Origin of the sequence: Paenibacillus humicus NBRC 102415 (assembly GCF_004000905.1) — a bacterium.
In the GTDB taxonomy this organism is placed as follows: domain Bacteria; phylum Bacillota; class Bacilli; order Paenibacillales; family Paenibacillaceae; genus Paenibacillus_O; species Paenibacillus_O humicus.
The window spans coordinates 36175-58555 of sequence record NZ_BIMD01000016.1 but is presented as its reverse complement, the minus strand read 5'-3'; the positions used below and the strand labels follow the sequence as shown (position 1 = coordinate 58555).

The 22381-nt window shown below is 57.8% G+C and carries 21 protein-coding genes and 1 tRNA gene; 8 read left to right on the top strand and 14 right to left on the bottom strand.

Translation table 11 applies throughout. The features are described from left to right. Window positions 1-116 precede the first annotated feature (116 nt). Both PHU01S_RS12060 and PHU01S_RS12055 read left to right on the top strand, forming a co-directional pair. Window positions 117-596: a DUF6530 family protein gene (locus PHU01S_RS12060; protein ID WP_021877816.1), complete on the top strand. Its 480-nt coding sequence runs from the start codon at window positions 117-119 to the stop codon at window positions 594-596. A gap of 26 nt (window positions 597-622) precedes the next feature. Further along, entirely contained in the window at window positions 623-1009 is a 387-nt protein-coding gene (locus PHU01S_RS12055) for a GIY-YIG nuclease family protein (RefSeq protein WP_127507772.1), read from the top strand. A 214-nt stretch (window positions 1010-1223) separates the two neighbouring features. Here the strand turns inward: PHU01S_RS12055 and PHU01S_RS12050 are convergent, their stop codons facing one another. The 3 genes from PHU01S_RS12050 to PHU01S_RS12040 are packed head-to-tail and all read right to left on the bottom strand — an operon-like array spanning window position 1224 to window position 3283. Further along, complete coding sequence (locus PHU01S_RS12050; RefSeq protein WP_127507770.1) at window positions 1224-1901, bottom strand: hypothetical protein; 678 nt, start codon at window positions 1899-1901, stop codon at window positions 1224-1226. 1 nt (window position 1902) lies between these two features. Then, window positions 1903-2772, bottom strand: coding sequence for an ATP-binding cassette domain-containing protein (locus PHU01S_RS12045; protein ID WP_127507768.1), 870 nt, complete (start codon window positions 2770-2772; stop codon window positions 1903-1905). 7 nt (window positions 2773-2779) lie between these two features. Continuing rightward, window positions 2780-3283: a GntR family transcriptional regulator gene (locus PHU01S_RS12040; protein WP_246029218.1), complete on the bottom strand. Its 504-nt coding sequence runs from the start codon at window positions 3281-3283 to the stop codon at window positions 2780-2782. Between the two features lie 119 nt (window positions 3284-3402). On the opposite strand from PHU01S_RS12040, the gene PHU01S_RS12035 reads away from it, so the two are divergent. After that, on the top strand, window positions 3403-4107 hold the full coding sequence (locus tag PHU01S_RS12035; RefSeq protein WP_127507766.1) for an ABC transporter ATP-binding protein: 705 nt from the start codon (window positions 3403-3405) through the stop codon (window positions 4105-4107). Next, on the top strand, window positions 4107-6431 hold the full coding sequence (locus PHU01S_RS12030; protein ID WP_127507765.1) for an ABC transporter permease: 2325 nt from the start codon (window positions 4107-4109) through the stop codon (window positions 6429-6431). Before PHU01S_RS12035 ends, PHU01S_RS12030 begins: the two co-directional genes overlap by 1 nt. 78 nt (window positions 6432-6509) lie before the next feature. On the opposite strand, the gene hisC is transcribed toward PHU01S_RS12030, so the two are convergent. The 7 genes from hisC to PHU01S_RS11995 all read right to left on the bottom strand — a co-directional run bounded on the left by hisC (window position 6510) and on the right by PHU01S_RS11995 (window position 13075). Beyond that, window positions 6510-7595, bottom strand: coding sequence for a histidinol-phosphate transaminase (gene hisC, locus PHU01S_RS12025; RefSeq protein ID WP_218032444.1), 1086 nt, complete (start codon window positions 7593-7595; stop codon window positions 6510-6512). Between the two features lie 65 nt (window positions 7596-7660). Beyond that, a complete protein-coding gene (locus tag PHU01S_RS12020; protein ID WP_127507761.1) occupies window positions 7661-8737 on the bottom strand; it encodes an LLM class flavin-dependent oxidoreductase in 1077 nt (358 codons plus the stop codon). 15 nt (window positions 8738-8752) lie between these two features. Next, entirely contained in the window at window positions 8753-9226 is a 474-nt protein-coding gene (locus PHU01S_RS12015; protein ID WP_127507759.1) for a GNAT family N-acetyltransferase, read from the bottom strand. A 40-nt stretch (window positions 9227-9266) separates the two neighbouring features. Further along, window positions 9267-10070: an ATP-binding cassette domain-containing protein gene (locus PHU01S_RS12010; RefSeq protein WP_127507757.1), complete on the bottom strand. Its 804-nt coding sequence runs from the start codon at window positions 10068-10070 to the stop codon at window positions 9267-9269. After that, a complete protein-coding gene (locus PHU01S_RS12005; RefSeq protein ID WP_048743925.1) occupies window positions 10057-10839 on the bottom strand; it encodes an ABC transporter permease subunit in 783 nt (260 codons plus the stop codon). Before PHU01S_RS12005 ends, PHU01S_RS12010 begins: the two co-directional genes overlap by 14 nt. Before the next feature lie 16 nt (window positions 10840-10855). Further along, on the bottom strand, window positions 10856-11911 hold the full coding sequence (locus tag PHU01S_RS12000) for an ABC transporter substrate-binding protein (protein ID WP_049867121.1): 1056 nt from the start codon (window positions 11909-11911) through the stop codon (window positions 10856-10858). Window positions 11912-11959: 48 nt separating this feature from the next. Further along, the gene (locus tag PHU01S_RS11995) at window positions 11960-13075 is read right to left on the bottom strand and encodes an iron-containing alcohol dehydrogenase family protein (RefSeq protein WP_127507755.1); all 1116 of its coding nucleotides are present in this window, start codon (window positions 13073-13075) and stop codon (window positions 11960-11962) included. Between the two features lie 302 nt (window positions 13076-13377). Here PHU01S_RS11995 and PHU01S_RS11990 point away from each other — a divergent pair. Together PHU01S_RS11990 and PHU01S_RS11985 are read left to right on the top strand one after the other, a co-directional pair. Beyond that, window positions 13378-13461 (top strand) — tRNA-Leu (locus PHU01S_RS11990). A gap of 180 nt (window positions 13462-13641) precedes the next feature. Further along, window positions 13642-14433, top strand: coding sequence for a divergent polysaccharide deacetylase family protein (locus PHU01S_RS11985; protein WP_127507752.1), 792 nt, complete (start codon window positions 13642-13644; stop codon window positions 14431-14433). Here PHU01S_RS11985 and PHU01S_RS11980 read toward each other — a convergent pair. Further along, complete coding sequence (locus tag PHU01S_RS11980) at window positions 14398-15114, bottom strand: N-acetylmuramoyl-L-alanine amidase family protein (protein ID WP_048748352.1); 717 nt, start codon at window positions 15112-15114, stop codon at window positions 14398-14400. The genes PHU01S_RS11985 and PHU01S_RS11980 overlap by 36 nt on opposite strands. Before the next feature lie 124 nt (window positions 15115-15238). Here PHU01S_RS11980 and PHU01S_RS11975 point away from each other — a divergent pair, with 124 nt between their 5' ends. After that, window positions 15239-15430, top strand: a complete 192-nt coding sequence (locus tag PHU01S_RS11975; RefSeq protein WP_048748351.1) for a YqzE family protein — start codon at window positions 15239-15241, stop codon at window positions 15428-15430. Window positions 15431-15469: 39 nt separating this feature from the next. Here PHU01S_RS11975 and PHU01S_RS11970 read toward each other — a convergent pair whose 3' ends face one another. The 3 genes from PHU01S_RS11970 to PHU01S_RS11960 all read right to left on the bottom strand — a co-directional run bounded on the left by PHU01S_RS11970 (window position 15470) and on the right by PHU01S_RS11960 (window position 19268). Continuing rightward, entirely contained in the window at window positions 15470-16393 is a 924-nt protein-coding gene (locus PHU01S_RS11970) for a hypothetical protein (RefSeq protein ID WP_127507750.1), read from the bottom strand. Between the two features lie 164 nt (window positions 16394-16557). Then, complete coding sequence (locus PHU01S_RS11965; protein ID WP_127507748.1) at window positions 16558-17508, bottom strand: YqhG family protein; 951 nt, start codon at window positions 17506-17508, stop codon at window positions 16558-16560. Next, complete coding sequence (locus tag PHU01S_RS11960) at window positions 17505-19268, bottom strand: DEAD/DEAH box helicase (RefSeq protein WP_127507805.1); 1764 nt, start codon at window positions 19266-19268, stop codon at window positions 17505-17507. Before PHU01S_RS11960 ends, PHU01S_RS11965 begins: the two co-directional genes overlap by 4 nt. 282 nt (window positions 19269-19550) lie before the next feature. Between PHU01S_RS11960 and PHU01S_RS11955 the strand changes: the two genes are divergently transcribed. Next, a complete protein-coding gene (locus tag PHU01S_RS11955) occupies window positions 19551-22244 on the top strand; it encodes an adenosylcobalamin-dependent ribonucleoside-diphosphate reductase (RefSeq protein ID WP_127507746.1) in 2694 nt (897 codons plus the stop codon). Window positions 22245-22381 lie beyond the last annotated feature (137 nt).

The window sequence follows — 22381 nt, the reverse complement described above, 5'->3', positions numbered from 1 at the left end:
ATCGTCCCTTGACGGGAGATGCTTGTGACGATATGATGAGTTGAACAGTAAATTAGTAATTTAGTAAATTAGTAAATAATCATTTCGATCCCATCTCTCTTTTTGGAGGATATCAAATGAAAATTCCAACTACGCTTAAGCATAAACCGGTCCTAACGGTCGAGAATTACGCCGACGTCGATGGACGCCAGGCCGGCCATTCCGATGCGAAAGGCCTGTCGCTCGGCCTCGCCCAATGGAATGATCGCGGAAAGGTGGACATTTCCGCCAAAGTATGGCGCTACACGGGAGAGAAATGGTCCAGGCAATCGGAAGAGCTCCCTCTGCACCGAGTGCTGGATCTGGCGATTCTCGTTGCGAGCGGCATGGCTCACTTCCGCGATGCCTACCAGCATCCCAAGCTGTACGATCCGGCAAACCCTGTGATCGACCGGATCGGCCTCCAGGGAGACGCCATGACGGTAGCCGTATGTACGGATAATGACAAGCTCGACGAGGACATCAAGCTGTTCAGCCAGGCGCTGAGCGATGATGGAGAGCTGATCGGAGAGCGGCTGCGCACGCTTTCGCGCATTCTGGCGGAAATGGGCTATTGATCGGAATCTGAAAAGGAGGGATAGGAATGGCGCTGGACAAGCAAAGCAAAAAGGAGCTCGTCTCCTCCTACAAGCAATCGTTCCGCCCGATGGGTGTGTATCAGATAAGGAACAAGGAGAACGGGAAAGTGCTTGTATGCGGCAGCATGGATCTGCCCGGAGCGAAGAACCGGCTGGATTTTTTCAAGAGCACGGGGATGAACACGCTGCATGAATTGAAGAGCGATTGGAAGGCTTACGGAGCGGAGAGCTTTGTCTTCGAGGAGCTGGACCAGATCAAGCCGAGAGAAGAGTACGCCGGAGATCCCGAGGAGCTGAAAGGCTATCAGGCCGAAGTGGATGCGCTTCTGGAGCTGTGGATCGAAAAGCTGCAGCCTTACGGCGACAAAGGATACAATAAGCCGAAGCGGTAAGGTATTCCTCCTAGTGCTGGAGAATGGAATGCAAAAAGCTCCCGAAAGCCGCTGAATCAGCGTCTCCGGGAGCTTTTTTGCGCATGCTCGCGACAGCCGGCCTTTAAGGCGCGGATGGCTGAAGCGGCTTCGCCAGCACCGCCCGGTTCTTCTCCGGCCTGCCCCATCCTCAGCCAGGTCGGCCTCTCGAAGCCATGTCCGGGCGACACGAATATCAGTGTGTTCTTCTTCTGGTGAACAACCAGCCGCCGGCGACGAAAACGAAGTAAAGCACCAGATTAAATCCGACGCCCTCGAGCAGGGAGCGGTTGAAAAGCAAGGCTTCAAAAAAAGAAACCACATGAGCGCGCAGCTCAGGAATCGCCGTTCCGGTCGGGATCGCCACAATGAACAGCGCCCACAGCAGCCAGCCGGCAAAATGGCGGCAGCCGGAGACCAGCATGCTCAGCAGCGCCATCGACATCAAATAAAAAACAGTCTGGTAGAGAAAAGAACCCGCCACGCCAAACTCGTTCCAATGAAACGCTTCAACAAGATCAACGGTGTTTTTGTGGAACACATTCGCCTCCAGCATAGGCCATATACAATTGAATAAAGCGAGGGCCGCTGCCCACACGGCATAAACGAATTGAAGCCCCCAGAAGTATTGTTTTCGGCTTGCGCCAATATGTACGATGCGACTGTAATAGCCAAGAGGAAGTACGATGGCGAAAAGGAGCAAAATAAGCAGCAGCAGGTTGCCGTCCGAGAGTACGGAGTTTTGGCTGCTGTCTGTAAAGAGACCGACCATGTATTCCGCCAGCCTGCCAAGGAGGATGAAAACAACGACCATCCAGATGCATATCCTCGCTTGCAAATAAGTCGCCTTTAGATGAACAGCCAATGAACCCAATTCAGCGACCTCCTTCGATCAAGTACGAGAAAAACTTTTGAAGCGTCAATTGTTCCAGGGCAATGTCTAGTTGACGCGCCTGCAGCCTGTCCCCATCATCCAGCTTTTCGAAAATGGCGGCCAGCTTCCCGTGGCCGTAGGATTCGGTATGCAATACCCGCTTCCCTTCCGTAAACGCAGCCACGGCATCCGAATGGCCTCGAATCAAATAAGCTGCCATGCTTATCTGATTCATCTCTTCATGAAGCAGGAGAGAGCCCTCGTCCAGGATGTAAACTCGCTCTGCGATCGGGGCGATTTCGTCCAACAAATGCGTAGAAAGCAAAATCGTACGGGGATGATTGGCGTAATCCTCGAGCAGCTCCTTGTAAAACCTTTCGCGCATCAGCACATCAAGTCCAAGCACCGGTTCGTCGAATAGGGTCAACGCCGATCGGCTGGACAGACCGATGATGTTTCCTACGAGCGATTCCGCGCCTCTGGACAGCTGCTTGATTTTTTTGTCGGGATCGAGCCGAAACGTCTGAAGCAGCTTATGAGCGAACGCCCAGTCCCAATGAGGATGAAAAGTTGCAGCAAACTGCAAAATCTCCATCAATCGAGCTCCTCCAAACAGCTTGCTATTCTCCCGCACATAACAGCAATCCTCCGGAATTGCTCCTTTGCCCAGCTTTTTTCCTCTTGCCTCAATGGTGCCATCGGTAGCGAACAGTCCGCCTGCTATGAGGTTGAGCAAGGTCGTTTTGCCAGCGCCGTTTCGTCCGAGCAGACCGTAAATAACGTTTTCCTCCAGCTGTAGATCCAGATCCCGCAAGGCGTAGGTTCGGCCATATGTTTTGGTTAATTTCTCGCAGCTCAGCACGATGCTCACAATGATTTCATTCCTTCCTCAGCTGTTTGATCATCTCGATGATATCCTCGGTTGCCAGCTCGAGCTTGTCGGCTTCAGAGATGAGACTGGACAGCAGCTCCTTATAGAAACGATTTCTTCGCTGCTTCTGAATCTTCAGCTTGGCATCAGAGGAGACATACATGCCAAGCCCTCTTTTTTTATACAAAATACCTTCATTCACGAGCAGGCCGATCCCCTTCACAACGGTCGCCGGATTGATTTGGAACAGCTGGGAAAACTGAGCAACGGAAAGAATCTGCTCGTCCTCCCGGTAAGTTCCGTTGAGAATATCGTCCTCGATGATATCCGCGACTTGTTGGAAAATGGGCTGCTTTTCGTCGAAAGTGACGTTCATTGCTTCACCACTCAGCATCGTAGTTTGTTGCATATCTAGCAGGAAACCATAACGTAGATGCGAAAATTTGTCAATATCCCATCGTCCTGCAGAGAGCAGGGCGATTTTTTTTACATGAGGTCCAGTTATTGACAATGGATAGCGTTCGAATTATAGTGTGCTACATGAGTAACATACTAACACACTTGAGCCCATATTTGCCAATGGGAGCGCACCAAAAAGCAGGACAAATCGATTACGGGGAGATAGAAACGGTGAAAACATTAATCGAATTTGAAAACGTAACGAAAGAATACAAAATAGGCGAAGTGCCGATCAAGGCGCTGAACGGCGTCGACTTTTCCATCAACGAGGGCGAATTCGTCGTTGTTCTGGGTGCAAGCGGCGCCGGCAAAAGCACGATTCTGAATATACTTGGCGGCATGGATACGGCTACCTCGGGCAAGGTGACTGTCGGCGGCAAGGATATTACCGGCTTCAATGAGAAGGAGCTTACGGGATATCGCGCCGAAAAGGTAGGGTTTGTCTTTCAATTCTATAACTTGATCCCCAATCTGAATGCTGTGGAAAACGTTGAATTCGCCGCGGAAGTATGTAAAAACCATCTGGACGCCAACGAGATCTTAACGAAAGTGGGGTTGAAGAACCGGATGAAAAACTTCCCGTCCCAGCTCTCCGGAGGAGAACAGCAGCGAGTGGCCATTGCGCGCGCCGTTGCCAAGAACCCTTTGCTGTTGCTCTGCGATGAGCCCACTGGCGCGTTGGATTATGTGACCGGCAAGTCCGTTTTGAAGCTTCTTCAGGATTTGAACACGGAAACGAAAAAATGTATTGTGCTGGTCACGCACAACTCCGCGATTGCGCCGATGGCGGATAAAGTCATTACGGTAAAAAGCGGAAAAATCGAAAGCGTAACAGTCAACGAGCACAAGCAAAGCGTTGAAGGGATTGAGTGGTAATGAACTTATTCAAAAAATTATTAAGGGATATCAAGCAATCGATCGGCCAATTTCTTGCCTTTGTGCTGGTTATTGCCATAGGCGCTTTTTTCTACACGGGGCTGGTTGCGCTAAGCGATCATCTCAGCGCTTATACGAAGGAATACTTCCATGCGCATAATCTAAGCGACTTGAACGTTTACTACGACCACATTTCCAAGCAGGACATGTCGGAGCTGGGTGAAATCGAAGGGGTAAAAAAGGTCGAAGGACGCTACAGCTTCGATGCGGCGCAAACTTTCGGCACTACGAAAGCGACCTTGAAAATCCATTCGATTCCGGCCAGCAACAGCATAAATACGCCTACGATGATCGAAGGCAGCATTCCGTCCAGCAAGAATCAGATCCTGCTTGATTCCCATTATGCCAGGGAACATCAATTCAGAGTCGGGGATCAACTACAGGTAAGCGTCGATGACGAGGAAATGGCATTCACCATCAGCGGCCTGGGCGAAAATGTGGAATATGCCAAAAAAAACGAAACCCAGGACCATAAAACGGCCGGATTCGCCTATGTGGCCGAAGCTGGAGTTCCCCGAATCGCCGGAAGCCTTTACTATAATGAAGTTTTGATCGATGCGGAAGAAGGGTACGGCATCGACCGGTTGGGCCAAAACGTTGAAGCTCATTCCCAAAAGCTTTCTTATGTAAGCCAAATAAGCAAAGAACGGACATTCAATTATTCGCAGGTCCAACAAACCGTCCACAACAACAAATTGATGAGCAAGGTCATTCCCCTGGTTTTCTTTATCATCGAAGCCATCATCCTCTTCCTCGCGATGTCCCGAATCATTGATTCGCAAAGGAACCAAGTAGGCATTATGAAGGCGTTGGGAGTGAAGAACAGCAGCATCATGCTTCATTACATGGGGTTCCCGGTGCTCGTCGGCATCATAGGCTCCATTCTCGGCTGCGCCGCTGCGGCGATCCTATTCATTCCCATGATCGAGGCGTCGAACGCCAGATCCTACTCGCTGCCGAGCATTGAGTTCTCCCTATCCTCCTTCTCGGTCATTCTTCCTATCCTTTTCTCGAGCGCATTCGGCATGCTGGCTTGTTACTTGAGCGGCATAGGCATTCTGCGGGAACACGCAGCGCAGGCGATGAGGCCTAAACCGCCGAAGAAGATGAAGAAGCTGCTCATTGAACGGCTTCCGGGAATCTGGAGACGCATTTCGTACAGCAACAAGCTCATTTTGAGAAACATCTTTCTCCATAAGCAGAAGGCGATTGCGAGCTCTGCCGGCGTTGTGGTGAGCACGGTGTTGTTGATCACTGCTTTCGGGACTCAAACGTCTTTGCAAAGGGTGGCGGACCAGATCGAAGAGGTGAATGCCTATGATCTGAAGGTCGAATACAAGAGGGGAGCAGAGTTAAAGAAGGCGGAGCTGCCGACCGGAATTGAAAGCAGCTATGATCTGTCCGCCTTTCCCGTGAAATTCGTCAAAGGCGATGATCATGAGAACGCCACGTTGACCGTTACGGAGAAGGACAACGCTCTTATTCAATTTTACGACGAGAACGACCGTCCGATGAGGCTTGTGGACAGCGGCGTGCTCGTACCCAAATCGTATGCGGATCACTATAAGGTCGCGATAGGGGATACGATCCGGATTCAATTCACCGATCCGTCGCTTGCGAATAAAACGGTCGATATGAAGGTTGCGCAAATATCCAATCAGTATTCGAATCCGTCGTTCTTCTGCTCGATAGCGTATCTCAAGAGCTTTGGCATCGACTACAACCCAACCTCCATGCTGGTCAAAGCCGGCAGCGCCGCAGATTTGGCTGGCGTCCGGCAGTTCTTCGAACAAGACCGTCAGGTCGATACAATCGCGGACAAGGATGATTTGAAGGAATCGGCACAATTTATTCTGAAGCAAAACAGCTTTATTTTCATCCTGTTTATCATCAGCGCCGTCATTCTTTCGTTTGGCGCCATCTACACGATATCCTCCATCAACATTTACGAACGAAATCGCGAGCTGGCTACTCTGAAGGTATTGGGTTATCAAAAGAGGAATATAAACCGGCTTATCTTCTCCGAGAACATGATACTCACCACCTTTGCGGTCATGATAGCGCTGCCGATCAGCGGCTACATGTATTCCATCATCATAGAGGCGCTGTCGAGCACCCATCAGCAAATCCCGGACCAACTCAATCGGGTTGTCATGCTGGTATCCGCCTTCCTCGCCTTCTTGCTCACTACTCTCTCCAGCTTGCTGCTTCGGAGAAAGGTAGCCCGAATCAATATGATCGAATCGTTGAAAAGCATCGAATAAATCATGGAAAAAGCTCCCGAGAGCCGCTGGATCAGCGTCTCCGGGAGCTTTTTTGCGCATGCTCGCGACTGCCGGCCTTTAAGGCGCAGATGGCTGAAGCGCCTTCTCCAGCTTCGCCAGCACCGCCCGGTTCTCCTCCGGCCGCCCGATCGTAATCCTCAGCCAGGTCGGCATATCGAAGTCGCGTCCGGGCCGTACGAGAATGCCCTCCTGCAGCAGCCATTCAAATACCGGACCGCTGTCGCGGCCGAGATCGACCATGACGAAGTTCGTTTCGCTTGGCAGGTAAGAGAGCCCGAGAAGCTGGAAAGTCTCGTAATAACGCTGTTTTTCGATGCGGTTGTTGTCCAGCACCGACTGCAGGAAGGCTTCGTCCTCCAGACTCGCCGCTGCCCCGGCTTCAGCCAGGATGCCCAGATTGGGAGGAAGCCTCAGCCGGTTCAGCGCCGCCGCCGTATCTGCCGCAGCTATCGCATAGCCGATGCGCAGGCCGGCAAGTCCGTAGGCTTTGGAGAATGTCCGGAGAACGGCCGCGTTCGGGCAGCGCTCGACAAGGGCTGCGGTATCCGGAAAATCCTCCTGCTCCGCGAATTCCCGATAGGCTTCGTCCAGCACGACGAACACATGGGGAGGAACCCGGTCGAGGAAGAGCCGGAGCTCCGAATCGGTGAAGTAAGAGCCGGTAGGATTGTTGGGATTGCACAGCCAGACGAGGCCGGTGGTCGGGGAAATCCTTCGTGCGATTTCATCGAGATCAACGGCATGATTCCGCAGCGGCACCGTGACGGGAATGCCTCCGGCTGCCAATGTCGCGACCCGGTACCAGCCGAAGGAAGGAGAGGGCAGGAGGGCTTCTTCGCCAGGAGCAAGGAACGTATAGGCGGCGAGAGACAACAGCTCGAAGGAGCCGTTTCCGAATACGAGCTGGCCTGGATCCACCCGCAGCTTGGCGGCCAGCTTGCTTCTCAGGCTGGAGGCCTGGCTGTCCGGATACAGGTAAAGTCGCGAAACGGCAGCCTGTATGGCTGCGGCAGCAAGCGGGGAGAAGCCGAGCGTATTCTCGTTGGCTGCGAGCCGAACATCGGGAAGCCTTCCTTGTCCATTGGCTTCGGAAGCCGGCTTCGCCGGCAGAAAGGCCGGAATGCCTTGCAATTGTTTTCTCAAAGGGTAAGCGCACATCTCGAATGGACCTCCTCGTCGCGGGCTTCTCGAACCGGCGAAGGTGGATTTTAATAAATTGACAGCGGGCCGGCAGCGGACGAAGCCGGCCGGGTGTCCCACACCGTGGAAGGAGCCTCCCTCCGGAGAATGGGGGCTACTTCGGCGGCAAACCATTGCAGCTGCTCGCGCTGCTCGCTCACCGACAAGCCGTCGACGCTGAGGCCGAGCACCTGATTGCCGAAGGCTTTTTGATAGGTGAGGATTTTCTCGATGACGCTGTCCGGGCTTCCGACCAGAATCGGGCCATTCCGGATGTTGTCTTCGAGGCCGGTGAAGGGAGACTGGTTGTGCTTGGCGGAATCGGTCCCGCTGAACAGCTCGTAATAAGGCTTGTAGCGCCGGATGGCTTCTTCCTGCGTGGCGGCGAGATAGAGGCTGCCCGCCCCGGCGCCGACGACAGCCTTCTCCGGGGGATGGCCGTAATGCGCGAGGCGCTCCCGGTAGTGGTCGATGAGATCCTTGTACTTCTGCAGATGATGAAAGGAGTTCGACGAAAAGATCGGCTCGCCGGCCTGGGCGGCCAGCTCCGTGGACAGCGGGCTCGAGGCGCTCCCGTGCCAGATCGGAATCGTGCCGCCGAAAGGCCGGGGCTGTGTCGTCACTCTGTCCAGCGGCGGACGATACTTGCCCGTCCAGACGACATCCTCCTCGCTCCAAAGCCTCTTCAGCAGCGCGTAGCGCTCCGCGAGCGACTCCCACTGTTCCTCCGGCGGAACGCCGAAGAGCGGGTAATGGCGGGGATCATTGCCCTTGCCGATGATCAGCTCCAGCCTGCCGCCGCTGAGCTGGTCGACTGTGGCGTAATCCTCGGCGACGCGGACGGGATCCAGCACGCTGAGCACGGATACGGTCGTCAGCAGCCGGATGATGCGGGTGCGGCCAGCGATAGCTGCGAGCAGCACTGCCGGAGAAGAGCTGAGAAACGGGGCGCCATGCCTTTCCCCGACCCCGTAAGCCTCGAAGCCGAGCGTCTCGGCAAGCTCGGCCTGGCGGATGATTTGATCGAATTTCTGCTTGGGCGTGAGCTGCTCCCCGGTAATTGCGTGGGGCAGATTCATGACCAGGCTGAACCATGCGAATTTCATGCGGCATCTCCTCGTTTAACCGGCCTGGTTGACCTTGACATCCTTCTGGAAGGCAATCACTTCGTCCCATTCTCCATGGAAGCGGGGAATGCGGTAATAACCCGAGCGTTCATAGAGGGCGACCGCTTCAGGCTGCAGCGGGCCGGTCTGCAGCCTGATGCTGCGGTAGCCGAATTCGGCTGCGAGCCTCTCCAGCTCATCCATAATGGCGAGCGCCACCCCTTGGCGGCGGTATACGGGGCGGGTGTAGACCCGCTTGACCTCGACCGCATGCTCGTCGAGGGGCCGCAGCGCTCCGCATCCGGCGGGGATGCCGCCGATGCGGGCGACGACAAGCGCCGCCCTCGGGTGGTCGAGATCGGCGGGCGTGAAGCCTGCCGATCCGTCCTCGACTTGATATAGGGCGGCGAGCTCGGCGCTCAGCTCCGAGATGAGCTGTTCCGCTTCGGGGGAGCAGATGCTTTCCGGAGCTGCTGTCAATGTTGACATTATTGATTCCTGCCTTTCAAGGGTATGAATGATGATGATCTCAGATGGAATAGCTGAGCTTGCGCTGCGCGGCAGGGGGAAGCGGCTCCTCCTTGCGGCCAAGCACCTTGTTCAAGATCAGATTTTCGTAGTAGGCGAACCCGCTGTCCCTTTCCCGGGGCCGTGCGAGCTCGATGGAAATATCCAGAGCGATCCGGCCTTCCTCGATCAGCAGCACCCGGTCGGCGAGTGCGACAGCCTCGCTGACGTCATGCGTGACGAGAATCGTCGTGAAGCCCGATTCGGCCCAAAGCGACTCGATCAGGCTCTGCATCTCGATCCGGGTCAGCGCGTCGAGCGCGCCGAGCGGCTCGTCGAGCAGCAGCAGCCGGGGGCGGCTGGCCAGCGCGCGGGCCAGAGCGACCCGCTGCCTCTGGCCGCCGGAGAGGACGGAGGGCCAATCGTTCTCGCGGGAAGCGAGCCCGACTTGGCGAAGGGCGTCCGCGGCCGTATCCCGGTCCGTGCCTGCCGCGAGCCTGACGTTGTCGAGCACGGACTTCCAGGGGAGCAGCCTTGCTTCCTGGAACAGGACGCGGGTATATTCCGGCGTGCCGGAGGCGTGCGCCTCTTCCCAGGCGATCTCTCCCTGCGATGGCTGCTGAAGCCCCGCGACAAGCCGGAGCAGCGTGCTCTTGCCGCAGCCGCTCCGTCCGACGACCGCTACGAACTCGCCGGATCTCACCGACAGGTTCAGCTCCGACAGGACCGGCCTTCCGTCGAACGACATTCCGAGCCGGCGGAGCTCGAAGCCGATTCCTTTCTTTTCTGCATGGGCCAATCCGGCCGCCTCCTTAACGGGGAACATAGGTCGGGTTCCATTTCAGGAACCGCTTTTCAAGCCGCTTGGCGAGGCTGTCGGACAGCTTGCCGAGCAGGGCGTAAATGACGATGCTGAGCACAATGACGTCCAGCTGGAAAAATTCCCTGGCGTTCATGGCCATGTATCCGATGCCGGCATCCGCAGCGACCGTCTCCGCAACGATGAGGACGAGCCAGGTGATGCCCAGGGCGTATCTCACGCCGACGAGAATGGAGGGCAGCGCGCCCGGCAAGACGATGTGGGCGTACAAGGAGCGCCTGCTCATTCGGTAGACTTTGCCCATCTCGATCAGCCCGGGATCGACCGAGCGGATGCCGTGGAACGTATTGAGATAGACCGGGAAAAAGACGCCGAGCGATACGAGCGCAAGCTTGATCTCCTCGCCGATGCCGAACCAGATGATGAACAAGGGGAGGAGGGCGAACAGCGGGATGTTGCGGATCATCTGGATCGAGGAGTCCGTCGCCTTCTCCGCGGTCTTGGACAATCCGTTCATCAGTCCGAGGGCGAAGCCGATTCCGCCGCCGATGAGGAAGCCGAGCATGGCCCGCATCGCGCTGATGCCGAGATTGTGCAGAAGCACGCCGCTGCGGATCGTATCCGCCAGCGTTTCCGCCACGCGCAGAGGCTGAGGGAGGGTGCGCTCCGCAATCCAGCCCGCTGACGTGGACACCTGCCAGAGGGCAAGGATGAGGACGGGAAGCGTCCAGGGAAGGATGACGTCGCGCCGGCGCGGGGAGGCGGTACGGTTCATGGCTGCCAGGGCTCCTTTACTTGATTTCCGATGCGAACGCATCGCTGAAGAACGAGCTCACATCCACGTTGGCTTTCAAAAGGCCGACAGTCTGCAGCGCATCCGCCACATCCTGATTGGACGCGATCGCTTCCGGCGTGACCGGAAGCACCTTGGACGGACGCTGGGCCTCTCCTTCCTCCAGCGTCTTCAGCGCCGTCTCCGGATCCTGATGGGTGGCGGCGGCCGTAATTTCCGCCCATTTCTCCTTGTTCTGGCGCGTCCATTCCTGATAGCGGTTCAAGCGGTTCAAAAAGTCGGCGATCGCGGCATGCTTGCCCGGATCCGCGATCGCGGCCGGAGTCGCTTCGATCGGGAAATTGCCGGAGAGGATATCCTTCGCGCTGGCGAGAGTCGAAGCTCCGTTCTCATGAGCCGTAATGATGGAGTTCCCGTAGCTTGCCAGCGCGTCGACTTTGCCGCTGAGCAGGGCGCTGAGCCCGTCGGCGGTGGACAGCTCCACCGGCTGGATGTCGCTCCACGACAATCCGGCTTCCTGGAGAATCTTCAGCAGGAAATAATGAGCCGTCGTCGCTTTGACGAACGCGACTTTCTTTCCTTTGAGATCGGCCGGCTGCTTGAGCGGGGAGCCTTTGGGGACGACGACCTCCTGGTTCAGCGTATTGGAATTGCTGAGGGCGATGATCTTGAAGTTGCCGCCCCCGGCTGATTGGGAAGCGAAGATCGGCGGGATCTCGCTCGTCTGGGCGACATCGAGATGATCGGCCGCGATCGCTTCCAGCTGCAGGTTGCCTCCCTGGAACACGCTGAACTCGAGCTTGTACGGAGTGTCGTCGACACCTGCCGCCTTGAAGCCCTGCTCCAGGCTTGCCCAGCCCGTCTGTCCCACCCGCAGGGTGACCTTGCCCAGATCGGCCTGCGAGCCGGTTGAAGAAAGAGCGGCCGTTCCTGGAGAGGAGGTATTGCCGGCGGCAGCCGAGGAGCCGGAACTGCTGCCCGAACAGCCTGCCAAGGCTGCCGAGAGCAGGAGAATAGGGAGAAGCTTGATGGTGAGGTTGGACCGGTTGGCCATAAGGAATTCAATCCGCCTTTCGCGAAGAAGGAATGGGTGCCGCGCCGGTTACGAGCCGGTCATGAGATTGGCTGCGGCCGTTCTGCCGATGGCGTCCGCTCCGGCTATCGCCTGGGCGATACGGGCGGGCGAGGCGTCGAAAGCGAGCGCTGCCTTGGCTTCTTCCGGCAGCTGGATGCCGGAGGCGATGTCTTGATGCGCCTTGAGCCGGGAAGGCTTGAAGCCGAGATCCTCCAGCGTGACGGGAAGCCCGATCCGGCGGAACAGCGCGGCAAGCGACACCGCTTCGTCGGCTTTGCCCTCGAGAACGAGCTGCGACAGCAGGCCGAAGCCGACCTTTTCTCCATGCAGCGTGCCTTGCGTCTCGGGAAACCATGTCAGCCGGTCATGAATGGCATGCGCGATAGCCGCCCTGCGCCGGCCGCTGTGGATGCTTCCTGCCAGTCCCGCCAGCACGATGACGGCATCTATCGTTTGGCTGAAGGCTTCGTCGACCGGAGGAGACAGGACATCGGCTGCTTCATATACCTGAGCCGAGTGGGAGGTCAGCAGATCGAGGGCAAGGCGGGCAGCGTGAAGGCTCAGTTGAAGATCCAGGCCGGGCTGCTTGCCAGCCGGAGCATTCACGCCGTGCTCATGCCATTTCACGATCGTGTCGGCGATGCCGGATGCGAGATAACGGCGCGGGGCATGGGCGAGAACGCGGGCATCGGCCAGCACCAGCTCGGGAGAACGCGAGAGAGGCAGGTAGCCGGCGGCGCGTCCGGCATCGTCATAGAGCACGGTTAGAGCAGACCAGGCCGCGCATGTTGCGGCAACGGTCGGGATTGCCACGACCGGGAGGCCGAGCTTGTCTCCGACGGCCTTTGTCAGGTCAAGGACGGAGCCGCCGCCGATCCCGATCAGAAAGGAAGGATTGAGGCGCTCGGCCTCTAGAGAGCAGCGGTCGATCTTCTCCTGGGTGCAGTACCCTTTGAACGACAGCCTGGAGAAAGGGATATGGGCTTCGCCGAGGCGGGAGGCGAGCTGCGCGGATACGAGATCCCATGCGGTATTTCCGCTTATAATGACCGCAATTCGTCCCTCCCAGTCTTCCAGCAGCCCCTTCTGCTCCAGAAGGGCCGGTTCGTTTCGATACAATAAGGGAGCTTTGATAGCGATCATAGGCTAACCTCCGATTCTTTCTGCAAGGAATGTTTTGCTGCGGGTAACCGCAAAAAGAGGCTGAAGCGGCAGCGGTGCGTTGCTGCGAGCTTCAGCCTCCGGCGGTCCGGTCGGCTGGGGTATAAATCATAGTAAATAAGGTGGAATAGTGTTGATTAGAAGTATAGGAGCGGCAGGGCGCTGCTGTCAATTCATCCGGCGATAGAAAAGTCCGATTGAAACCCAATAAAATTCAATCTAAAAATAGATGGGAAAGTATTGACATCAAATTGTTGCTCGTGTTATATTATTTCTTGTGATTCGCGGTCATGGCGGAATTGGCAGACGCGCTAGATTCAGGTTCTAGTGTCAGCAATGACGTGGAGGTTCAAGTCCTCTTGACCGCATAACGAAGCCTTTCCCTTCAGGGGAAAGGCTTTTTTTGTTCCAGTAAAAGGCTGGAGTTAACTATAGCCGATATGCCTCTGGCCAGGAGGGATGCCCATAGGAACAGAGGCCAGATTTCTCCTTACATAAAACGCATCCCTTCTCTGCAAAATGAAGGGGAAACCTTCAGGGGGTGCTGAATGATGAGGAACGCAATCTGGAAAGCCGCGGCGGCCGGCATGCTTGCAATCGGGCTGTTGCCGCAGCAGCATGTATCGGCGGGTCCGCCGCATCGGGTGGCCGTCGTCATTGACGACTTCGGCAACAACATGAAGGGTACGGAGGAGATGTTCAAGCTGCCGGTACCGATTACGGCCGCGATCATGCCCTTCATGCCCTCCACGCATGCCGACGCGGAGAAGGCGCATGGCCTCGGCCTGGATGTCATCGTCCATATGCCGATGGAGCCGAACAAGGGCAAGCCGGAGTGGCTGGGGCCGGGAGCGCTGTTCAGCAGCATGACCGACGAGCAGGTTCGCCTCGCGGTGCAGAAGGCGATCGACGATGTGCCTCATGCGGCCGGCATGAACAACCATATGGGCAGCAAGATTACGGCCGATGAGCGCATCATGCGGATCGTCTTGCAGGTATGCAAGGAGCGGGGGCTGTTTTTCCTGGACAGCCGGACGACCTTCAAGACGGTCGTGTCGAAAGTCGCGGCTGAAATCGGGGTTCCCGTCCTGCGCAACGACGTCTTTTTGGACGATGTGTATGAAGCCGGCCATATCGCCAGACAAGTGGAAAAATTAAAAAAGCTGGCCGCCGGTCAGGCGGACAGCATCACGATCGGGCATGTCGGCACTCCGGGCCTCATGACCTCGGGAGAGCTGTCCCGGGCAGCCGGCCGCATGGCGGGCACGACCCGGTTCGTCCGGCTGTCCGAGCTTGTTCCGGCATCAGCGGAAGAGCAGCTTATATTGCCGAAGCCCTGACGCGACGGCTTCGGCTACCTGCTCCTGGCCTTCCCGCGAAGTCAGCATGGACCTGTCCCCCTCGTTGCTGATGAAGCCCATTTCCACGATGACGGCAGGCTGCTTGACCGTATTGAGCAGATAGAATGGGCTGCCCGCACGGGGCAGCTCATTCGTTTTTTGCTGCCGGTTCAGGGAGTCCTGGATGCATAACGCCAGCAGCACGCTTTCGCCGCCCTCTTGATGAAGCACGACCGGTCCCCGCGCGGCGGCTCTGCGGGACCAGTTCACATGCAGGCTGACGAGCAGGCCGGTGTGGATTTCCTCTGTCAGCTGGCGCCGCTGGGACAAATCCCGCTGATGGCGGGACCGGCTCGGATGCCAGCGGTTCTCCTCGCTGAGCGCGTAGTCGGAGCTGCGGTTCAAGACGGCGCTGATCCCTTTTTGCTGCAGGCTCGCCAGCAGTTTTTTGCCGACAGCCAGATTGATGTCCTTCTCCAGCACATCCTCAAAGGAAGTGCCGCCATCGATGCCCCCATGGCCGGCATCGATGAGTACTTCGGCATAGGGGAGCGCCCCTTTGTACCGGGGACCGGCAGGATCGGAATCCGGCGAGTCGGAAAGGGAAGCGGCTGCCGCTGCCCCCGGTTGGAGAACCAGGGCTGCCGCAAGCGCCGCGGCTGCGATCCATCGCAAATCCATTTGCAATCCTCCATAAGGCAAAGTTGTCCGAACCTTTATACTTTGCCGCAATCAGGCAGGACTATTCGCGTTTGCGCCAAGAAGTTATCGGACATACTAAGCGCATAAAGAGGAGGCGACAACGATGGACCCTGAAGATTGGATCAAATATATGACCGAGAAGCTGGTTGTCTATGTGGAAACGCCCCGTGATGTACGCAAGCAGAAGCGCAGCGATCATAAGCAGGCCAAGGAGCCTTGGCTGACGCGCTGGTTCGGCGTCCCTGGCATGAGCATGCTGATCTGGTTCAGAGGGCTCCGCCGCAAAGAGGGATGATTGCCGCTCTGAAAAGGGATCCGCTTCGGCATTCTCTGCTCAGACGCGGTAGAAATGGCCTGCGAGCAGAGCCTGCTCAAGCGTGATGTATCGCTTGGCGGCCGATTCCGTGTTGACGAAGGAAGCATAGGCTTGTCCCGTCGTCCAGCGGTGAAGGCCGGCTGCCTGCCAGACCTGAAGCACCTTGCCGCCATACAGCTCGGATGCGTAATCCAGCGGGCGTCCCGATTTGAGAATGGAAGAGAGAGAGCCGGGGGTCGGGCTGCCGATCGGCTTGGACAGGAGCCAGCTCAGCCGCTGCATCGGATCGGATGAGCGGAGCGTCCGGGCATACGCTACCGCCGTTTTGGTCGGCGGTACCGCAGACGAGGAAGACAACGCCAGCGTTGTCTTTTTTTCGTTTTCGGATGCGCTGGCATCCGATGAGGACAAGGCTTTCAACTGCTTGGCCCAGTCTCCGTCGGAGAGGGGGAGGATTTCTCCTGTCCAGGCGTCGGCGTAGAGGACTTCGCGGTCTCGGCTCACGATCCGCCATACGGCTGCGGCAGGCGAGGCGTAGAGCCTCGACATTTCGGCAGCCGCCACATTCTGCTCCTTGAGCTTCTTTTGAAGCAGGGCGGATGAATAGAGCGGGTAGGAACCCGCCCCGTATTCTCCAAGCGAATATCCATCCGGCTGCCTGGCGCTGATAATCATATATCCGGCTGTCCGTCCGGCTTTATCCAGGGTCACGAGCCATGAATGGGTGCCTGGGCCGAGAGGCTCGATGACGGCGCGGGCGCCCTTCCAGCCGGCAAATTCGGGTTGGGCGGACAGCGCCGCCCGCCAGGCTTCGGCTTGTTCCGCCAATCCGGGAGCGGAAGACGCCGGAGCCGCGGCATGGGCCGCAGCATTCGCCAGGAACAGGACGCAAAGCAAAACCGCGATTGCGGTTGATGCGGCGCTTGCAGATCTTCTTCTCATTTTTTTCAACATCCCCCTCTCGTATCCGCTATAGGGTGACAGCATGCATGATTCCGAAGCTTGTCTACTTGATTGTAGAGCGGCACGCGCGAGAAGAATGCTGCATTCTGTCGCGCAAACGACCGCTATTATTGGCGAGATCGGGCCGACCCGGGAGATTGCTGTCACTCGATGCCTTCCAGATGGAAAATGCCGCAGTTGATCGAGGAAGCCGTTACCCTGGGCTCGAACTGCCAGCGGATTTCTTCCTTCCGGGTCGCATATTGCTCCTCGACAGCGGCTCGCTGCTCCTCCTCCGCAGATTCCAGCAGGCGATCGTAATAGTGGGCGACAATCTCAAGCTCTTCCTCTAGACGACGCGAGGCGGCTTCGGCCCAGGAGAAATCCGCTCCCCTGAGCTTGCGCTCGAGCGAAGACTCGATCAGGCCCATCGCTTTGCCGAGGGTGATGCCGTTTTTGGCCGTATGCACATTGGCGGGCAGCCTTGGCGTCATCCTGAGGTCGATCAGCCGCTCGTGGAAACGCTCGACGACGGCGCCGGTCGCGAGAGAAACGCCGAAGGAATGAATTTCCTCGCGCTTCATGTCGCAGGCGAATTCCACCCGCAGATTGACTCCGAGCCAAGCGGTGTACGCGACCGATTCCGTGGGATGGAGCGAGCGGCGCTCCGGCTCCTGGAACAAATAGACGAAGCTGCCTCCCGTGCGTGCGGCCTCGAACAGCTGATCGAGCTTGCGCGCGCCGAAATACATGTCCTCTCGGGGCGTGCGGACGCCGGAGACGGAGCTGTGGACAAATCCGATGGAGCGGCCGAGAGCGCTCTGGGCCGCCTGCTCCATCGGATTCGCGGACTGCTGCGCCCGGGCCTCGCTTTCCTCGCGCTCTCTTGCAAGCTCCTCGTACCGCGAACGGTCGGTCACGAACAGATAGGTCATCGTCTCCGGCTCCACGCCGGCACGGTCGACATAGCTCCAGTAATAAGGACGGTTCGTCAGCTCCCTGTCCGCCTGCGGCGACAGCTTCACCGTCAGATGGGAAGGGGATTTCTCGACGATCCGGCATCCGGTCGCCTCCGCGTACTTCTGGATATAGCGATGCACTTGCTTTCCATTCATGGCGAATCCACCTCCACAACATGTCCGACCCCGTCAAGCAGACGGTTGATCGCATGCTTGCGCGCGGCCGCTGAGCCGGCCGTCTCCTCTGAATCGACGGGCTTGCCGGATTCCGAAGCCCGGCTTCTCATGCTGCTGATCGATCGGCCCAGGTTCTCGATGCTCTCGGTCAAGACGTCGGGATCGCTCGCCTCCAGCATGAGGCGCGCAAGCCTTTCCTCGATGCTCTCCTCCTTCTCGAACTTCTCGAGAATATGGTCCAGCTCGCCGATGACGGATTCGAACATATCGATCTTCTCATGCAGCAGATTGACGATATGCTCCTCGATCGTGCCGATCGTGCACAGATTGTAGATCTGGACATCCTGGGTCTGGCCGAGCCGGTGCACACGGCCGATCCGCTGCTCCACCCTCATCGGGTTCCAGGGCAGGTCGAAATTGATGATGCGGCTGCAGAACTGCAGATTGATGCCTTCTCCGCCTGCTTCCGTGGCGATCATGACTTGCGCGCGGCCGCGGAACAGATCCATCATCCAGTCCTTTTTGCCGCGGCCCATCCCGCCCCGGTAAGGGACGGCGGTAATGTCGCTGCCGCGGAAAAACTGGAGCAGATATTCCTGCGTCGCGCGGTATTCCGTGAAAATGATCGCTTTCCCGTCGCTTTCCCGCACGAGCTCCATCGCTTTCTCCGCTTTCGTGTTGGACTTGATCTGCTTGATGACCTCGATCAGCTCCCAGATCTTGCCGCGCACAGGGGAGTCCTCGGCCGTCTTCTTGAACAGGTTCACGAGGGTGAGGAACACCGAGTCGCGGCTCGAGCATACCTCGCGCTGCAGCGTCACCATCGACAGCATGCTCGTCAGGTTGCCTCCGCTTTCCTCATAACGCTCTTTGACAAAGGAAGTGACCGCGTGATAGAGGTCCATCTCTTCCTTGGACAAGTGCAAAGGGATGTTGCGGACGATCCGCTTCGTGAATTTCACATCTCCTTCGCCGCGGCGGTTGCGGATCATGACGCCGGACAGCGCCTCCTGCAGCTGATCCTCGTTCTTGGGCATGCGCTTGCCGACGACGAAGTTGGAGGAGAACTCGCCGTGTCCGCCGAGCTGGCCGGGCTTCAGCAGCGTGATGAGATTGTAGAGCTCCTCAAGGTCGTTCTGGACCGGTGTGGCGGTCAGCAGCAGGCAGTACTTTTTGCGGAGCTGCGTAATGAACTGGTAATTCGTCGTTTTTTTGTTCTTGAGCTTATGGGCCTCGTCGATGATAAGCATGTCGTAGTCGGTGGAGAGCAGCAGATCCCTGTGCGGCTCCCGCTTGGCCGTATCGATGGAAGCGACGACGACATCATAGTTCCAGGTGTGGGCACGCTTCTGGGCGACGGCGGCGATGCCGAACTTGCTGTTGAGCTCCCGGACCCATTGCAGGACAAGCGATGCGGGCACCAGAATCAGCGCGCGCTTCACGAGACCGCGCACCAGGTATTCCTTGAGCACCAGTCCGGCTTCGATCGTCTTGCCGAGTCCGACCTCATCCGCCAGAATGGCTCGTCCGCCCATATCATGCAGCACCTTGACCGCCGTGTCGATCTGATGCTTCATCGGCTCCAGGCCGTTCAGGAAGCGCAGCGACTGCAGCTCCTCGAAGCTCTCGATGCGCCGGGACTGCTCGGCCTCCATGGCGAGCTGATAGAGCGTCCAGTCGTCCCAAGGGCCATTGCGGTCGAGCCGGGCCTGCAGATCGTCGAACCAGCTCCGGTCCATGCGGAAGTCGACGAGCGGATGAAGCTTGGCGGGTCCGTTCTCTCTTGTTGTGCGCGACAAGTTATCGGCTCCTCTCGGCTTTGGAATGTTCCCAGTATGCCCCAAGCAAGGGCTTCTAATAAGGGAGAGGAAAAAAGTCGAGTAATGGGGAGCAAAACCAATATGTTGTAGGGTATAATAAGAATGGATACTAGATATTGATTTTATAGGCCTACTAAATTTCGGCAGCCCGGAGAAAACGCGAATCAGGGGCCGCGCCGGATACGGAAAGGTTGGCTGCATATGGACACGAAGGCCGAACGTCTGAACGGGTTGAGCGAGAAAATATTTCTGGACCGGTACGCGTGGAAGAAGGCCGATCCGGGCGAGGCGGCGGTCGGGGACACCGTGCTCGTGCTGACGAAGGACGATCCGAAGTTTCCCGCCAAGGAGGTCGGCGAGATCATCGCACGCAGCGGACGCTCGGTTACCGTTGTTACCCGCAGCGGAGAGCGGGTGGAATCGGATGTAGAGAAGCTGACTCTACCCGCAGAGCGGACGCCGGAGGAGATGTGGGACCGCCTGGCCAAGGCGATGGCATCCGTAGAGAACGAAGAGGCGCGGGAGTTGTGGGAGAATCGGTTCCGGAGCATCCTGGACGGCTGGAAGCTCGTGCCGGGCGGGCGCATCGCCGCTGGAGCGGGGGCGAGCGAGGAATTGACTCTGTTCAACTGCTACGTCATTCCCTCCCCTCATGACAGCAGAGGCGGCATCATGGGGACTTTGACGGAAATGACGGAAATCATGGCCCGCGGCGGGGGCGTCGGCATCAATCTCAGCTCGCTGCGGCCGAGGCGGGCGATCGTAGCCGGCGTGAACGGCGCCTCCAGCGGAGCGGTGTCCTGGGGCGGCCTGTTCAGCTATGCGACGGGGCTTATCGAGCAGGGCGGCAGCCGCCGCGGCGCGCTCATGCTCATGATCAACGACTGGCATCCGGATCTGCTCGATTTCATTACGGTCAAGCAGAAGATGGGCGAGGTGACGAACGCCAATCTGTCGGTCTGCGTCAGCAACGGCTTCATGCAGGCGGTCAAGGAGGATGCCGAGTGGGAGCTCGTCTTCCCGGATACGAGGCATCCCGATTATGACGGGCATTGGAACGGGTATCTCTCCGCATGGAAGGAGCGCGGAGGCGCCGTCTCTCGTTATCGGACGGTAAGAGCCCGCGACGTCTGGCAGACGATCATGGAATCGGCCTGGCGGTCGGCGGAGCCGGGGGTCGTGTTCATGGAATACTACAACCGGATGTCGAACAGCTGGTATTTCAACCCGGTCATCTGCACGAATCCTTGCGGTGAACAAGGACTTCCCGGCTGGGGCGTGTGCAACCTGTCCGCGATCAACCTCTCGAAGTTCTACGATGAAGAGAAGCATGATGTGGATTGGGAGGACCTTGGCCGAGTCGTCCATTGGTCCATCCGGTTTCTGGACAATGTCATCGACAAGACGCCGTACCACTTCGAGCAAAATGAACGGAACCAGAAAAAGGAAAGGCGCGTCGGCCTCGGCACGATGGGGCTGGCGGAGCTGATGATCCGGCTCGGCATCCGGTATGGAAGCCCCGAATCGCTGGAGTTTCTCGACAGCCTATACCGCTTCATTGCCAGGGAAGCCTATCTGGCCAGCTCGGACATTGCCGCCGAGAAGGGCTCTTTTCCGGCATTCGATGCCGAGCTCTACTTGCAGAGCGGCTTCATGAAGAACATGGTCTCGGCTTTCCCGGAGGTGGCGGAGGCGGTGCGGAGCCGGGGCATCCGGAACGTGACCTTGCTGACGCAGGCGCCAACGGGCAGCACCGGTACGATGGTCGGAACCTCGACCGGCATCGAGCCTTATTTTGCCTTTGAATACTACCGGCAAAGCCGGCTCGGCTTCGACAAGCAGCTCGTTCCGATCGCGCAGAAGTGGAAGGAAGCCCATCCCGGCGAGGAGCTGCCGGACTCGTTCGTGACGGCGATGGAACTGTCGGCGGAGGAGCATATCCGCGTCCAGGCCGCGATCCAGCGCTGGGTGGACAGCTCGATCAGCAAGACGGCCAATTGCCCGGCCGACTTCACGGTGGAGGAGACGGCCCGGCTGTATGAGCTCGCCTACGAGCTCGGCTGCAAGGGCGTAACGATCTACCGCGACGGCAGCCGGGATACTCAGGTGCTGAGCACGGCGAAGGGGAAGGAAGACGCTGAGCCTGAAATGGAGGAGGCTCGAGACGCGGTTCCACCGCTTTCAGTGGATTCGATAGATAGGGAGCCGTTCGGCGGTGGCAAGGCTGGAACGGCTGGGCCGCCCCTCGGGACGAATGCTGCAAGCAGTTCAGCGGCAGCCGCGGAGGGCGGTATTCATCGAGCCGGCAATGAGGGCATCGGTACCGGCACGGTCATCGACAAGGAGTACAGGAAGCGGCCGCAAGTTCTTCGCGGCGCCACGTACAAAATCAATACGCCGTTTGGTATGGCGTACATCACGATCAACGACATGGACGGCACGCCGGGTGAAATCTTCCTCAACGTCGGCAAGGCCGGCTCGGATGTATTCGCCATGTCGGAGGCGCTCGGGCGAGTATGCTCGCTGTTCCTCCGTTATGGCGACCACGGGCATAAGGTCGAGCTTCTGATCAAGCATCTCAAGGGAATCGGCGGCTCGGGCGCAATCGGCTTCGGCGCGAACCGGGTGGAGTCGATCGCGGACGCGGTTGCCAAGGCATTGGAGACGCATGCCGGGCATGCTGTTCCTCATCCTGTCGAAGAAGATGTTGGGAAATCGCAACAACTTTCTCAAAGAGCTGACAGCGAAGATGTTTCTGAAGCTCCGCCTGCTCTAGCGCGGAGCGGAGGAGAGCTTTCGTCGCTGGATTTATGTCCCTCCTGCGGCAGCGCGTCGCTGATCAATGTCGAAGGCTGCAAAACCTGCAGCCATTGCGGCTATAGCCGCTGCGGTTAACAGTAGAAAGCAAAAAACGAAGTCGACCTAAACATTCTGCTTCGTTTTTTTGATGATTGACTAACGCCTCAATAATATTACCAACGGTTCAAGCTTTCCTTGGGCTTATGAGAACTGACACAAAGAACCCGAGAAAG

Bases quoted from the DNA above. Each gene is read 5' to 3' on its own strand.
- PHU01S_RS12060 (WP_021877816.1), top strand. From the start codon at position 117: ATGAAAATTCCAACTACGCTTAAGCATAAACCGGTCCTAACGGTCGAG.
- PHU01S_RS12055 (WP_127507772.1), top strand. From the start codon at position 623: ATGGCGCTGGACAAGCAAAGCAAAAAGGAGCTCGTCTCCTCCTACAAG.
- PHU01S_RS12030 (WP_127507765.1), top strand. From the start codon at position 4,107: ATGAACTTATTCAAAAAATTATTAAGGGATATCAAGCAATCGATCGGC.
- PHU01S_RS12020 (WP_127507761.1), bottom strand. From the start codon at position 8,737: ATGAAATTCGCATGGTTCAGCCTGGTCATGAATCTGCCCCACGCAATT.
- PHU01S_RS12015 (WP_127507759.1), bottom strand. From the start codon at position 9,226: ATGTCAACATTGACAGCAGCTCCGGAAAGCATCTGCTCCCCCGAAGCG.
- PHU01S_RS12010 (WP_127507757.1), bottom strand. From the start codon at position 10,070: ATGTTCCCCGTTAAGGAGGCGGCCGGATTGGCCCATGCAGAAAAGAAA.
- PHU01S_RS12005 (WP_048743925.1), bottom strand. From the start codon at position 10,839: ATGAACCGTACCGCCTCCCCGCGCCGGCGCGACGTCATCCTTCCCTGG.
- PHU01S_RS12000 (WP_049867121.1), bottom strand. From the start codon at position 11,911: ATGGCCAACCGGTCCAACCTCACCATCAAGCTTCTCCCTATTCTCCTG.
- PHU01S_RS11995 (WP_127507755.1), bottom strand. From the start codon at position 13,075: ATGATCGCTATCAAAGCTCCCTTATTGTATCGAAACGAACCGGCCCTT.
- PHU01S_RS11985 (WP_127507752.1), top strand. From the start codon at position 13,642: ATGATGAGGAACGCAATCTGGAAAGCCGCGGCGGCCGGCATGCTTGCA.
- PHU01S_RS11980 (WP_048748352.1), bottom strand. From the start codon at position 15,114: ATGGATTTGCGATGGATCGCAGCCGCGGCGCTTGCGGCAGCCCTGGTT.
- PHU01S_RS11975 (WP_048748351.1), top strand. From the start codon at position 15,239: ATGGACCCTGAAGATTGGATCAAATATATGACCGAGAAGCTGGTTGTC.
- PHU01S_RS11970 (WP_127507750.1), bottom strand. From the start codon at position 16,393: ATGAGAAGAAGATCTGCAAGCGCCGCATCAACCGCAATCGCGGTTTTG.
- PHU01S_RS11965 (WP_127507748.1), bottom strand. From the start codon at position 17,508: ATGAATGGAAAGCAAGTGCATCGCTATATCCAGAAGTACGCGGAGGCG.
- PHU01S_RS11960 (WP_127507805.1), bottom strand. From the start codon at position 19,268: ATGGACCGGAGCTGGTTCGACGATCTGCAGGCCCGGCTCGACCGCAAT.
- PHU01S_RS11955 (WP_127507746.1), top strand. From the start codon at position 19,551: ATGGACACGAAGGCCGAACGTCTGAACGGGTTGAGCGAGAAAATATTT.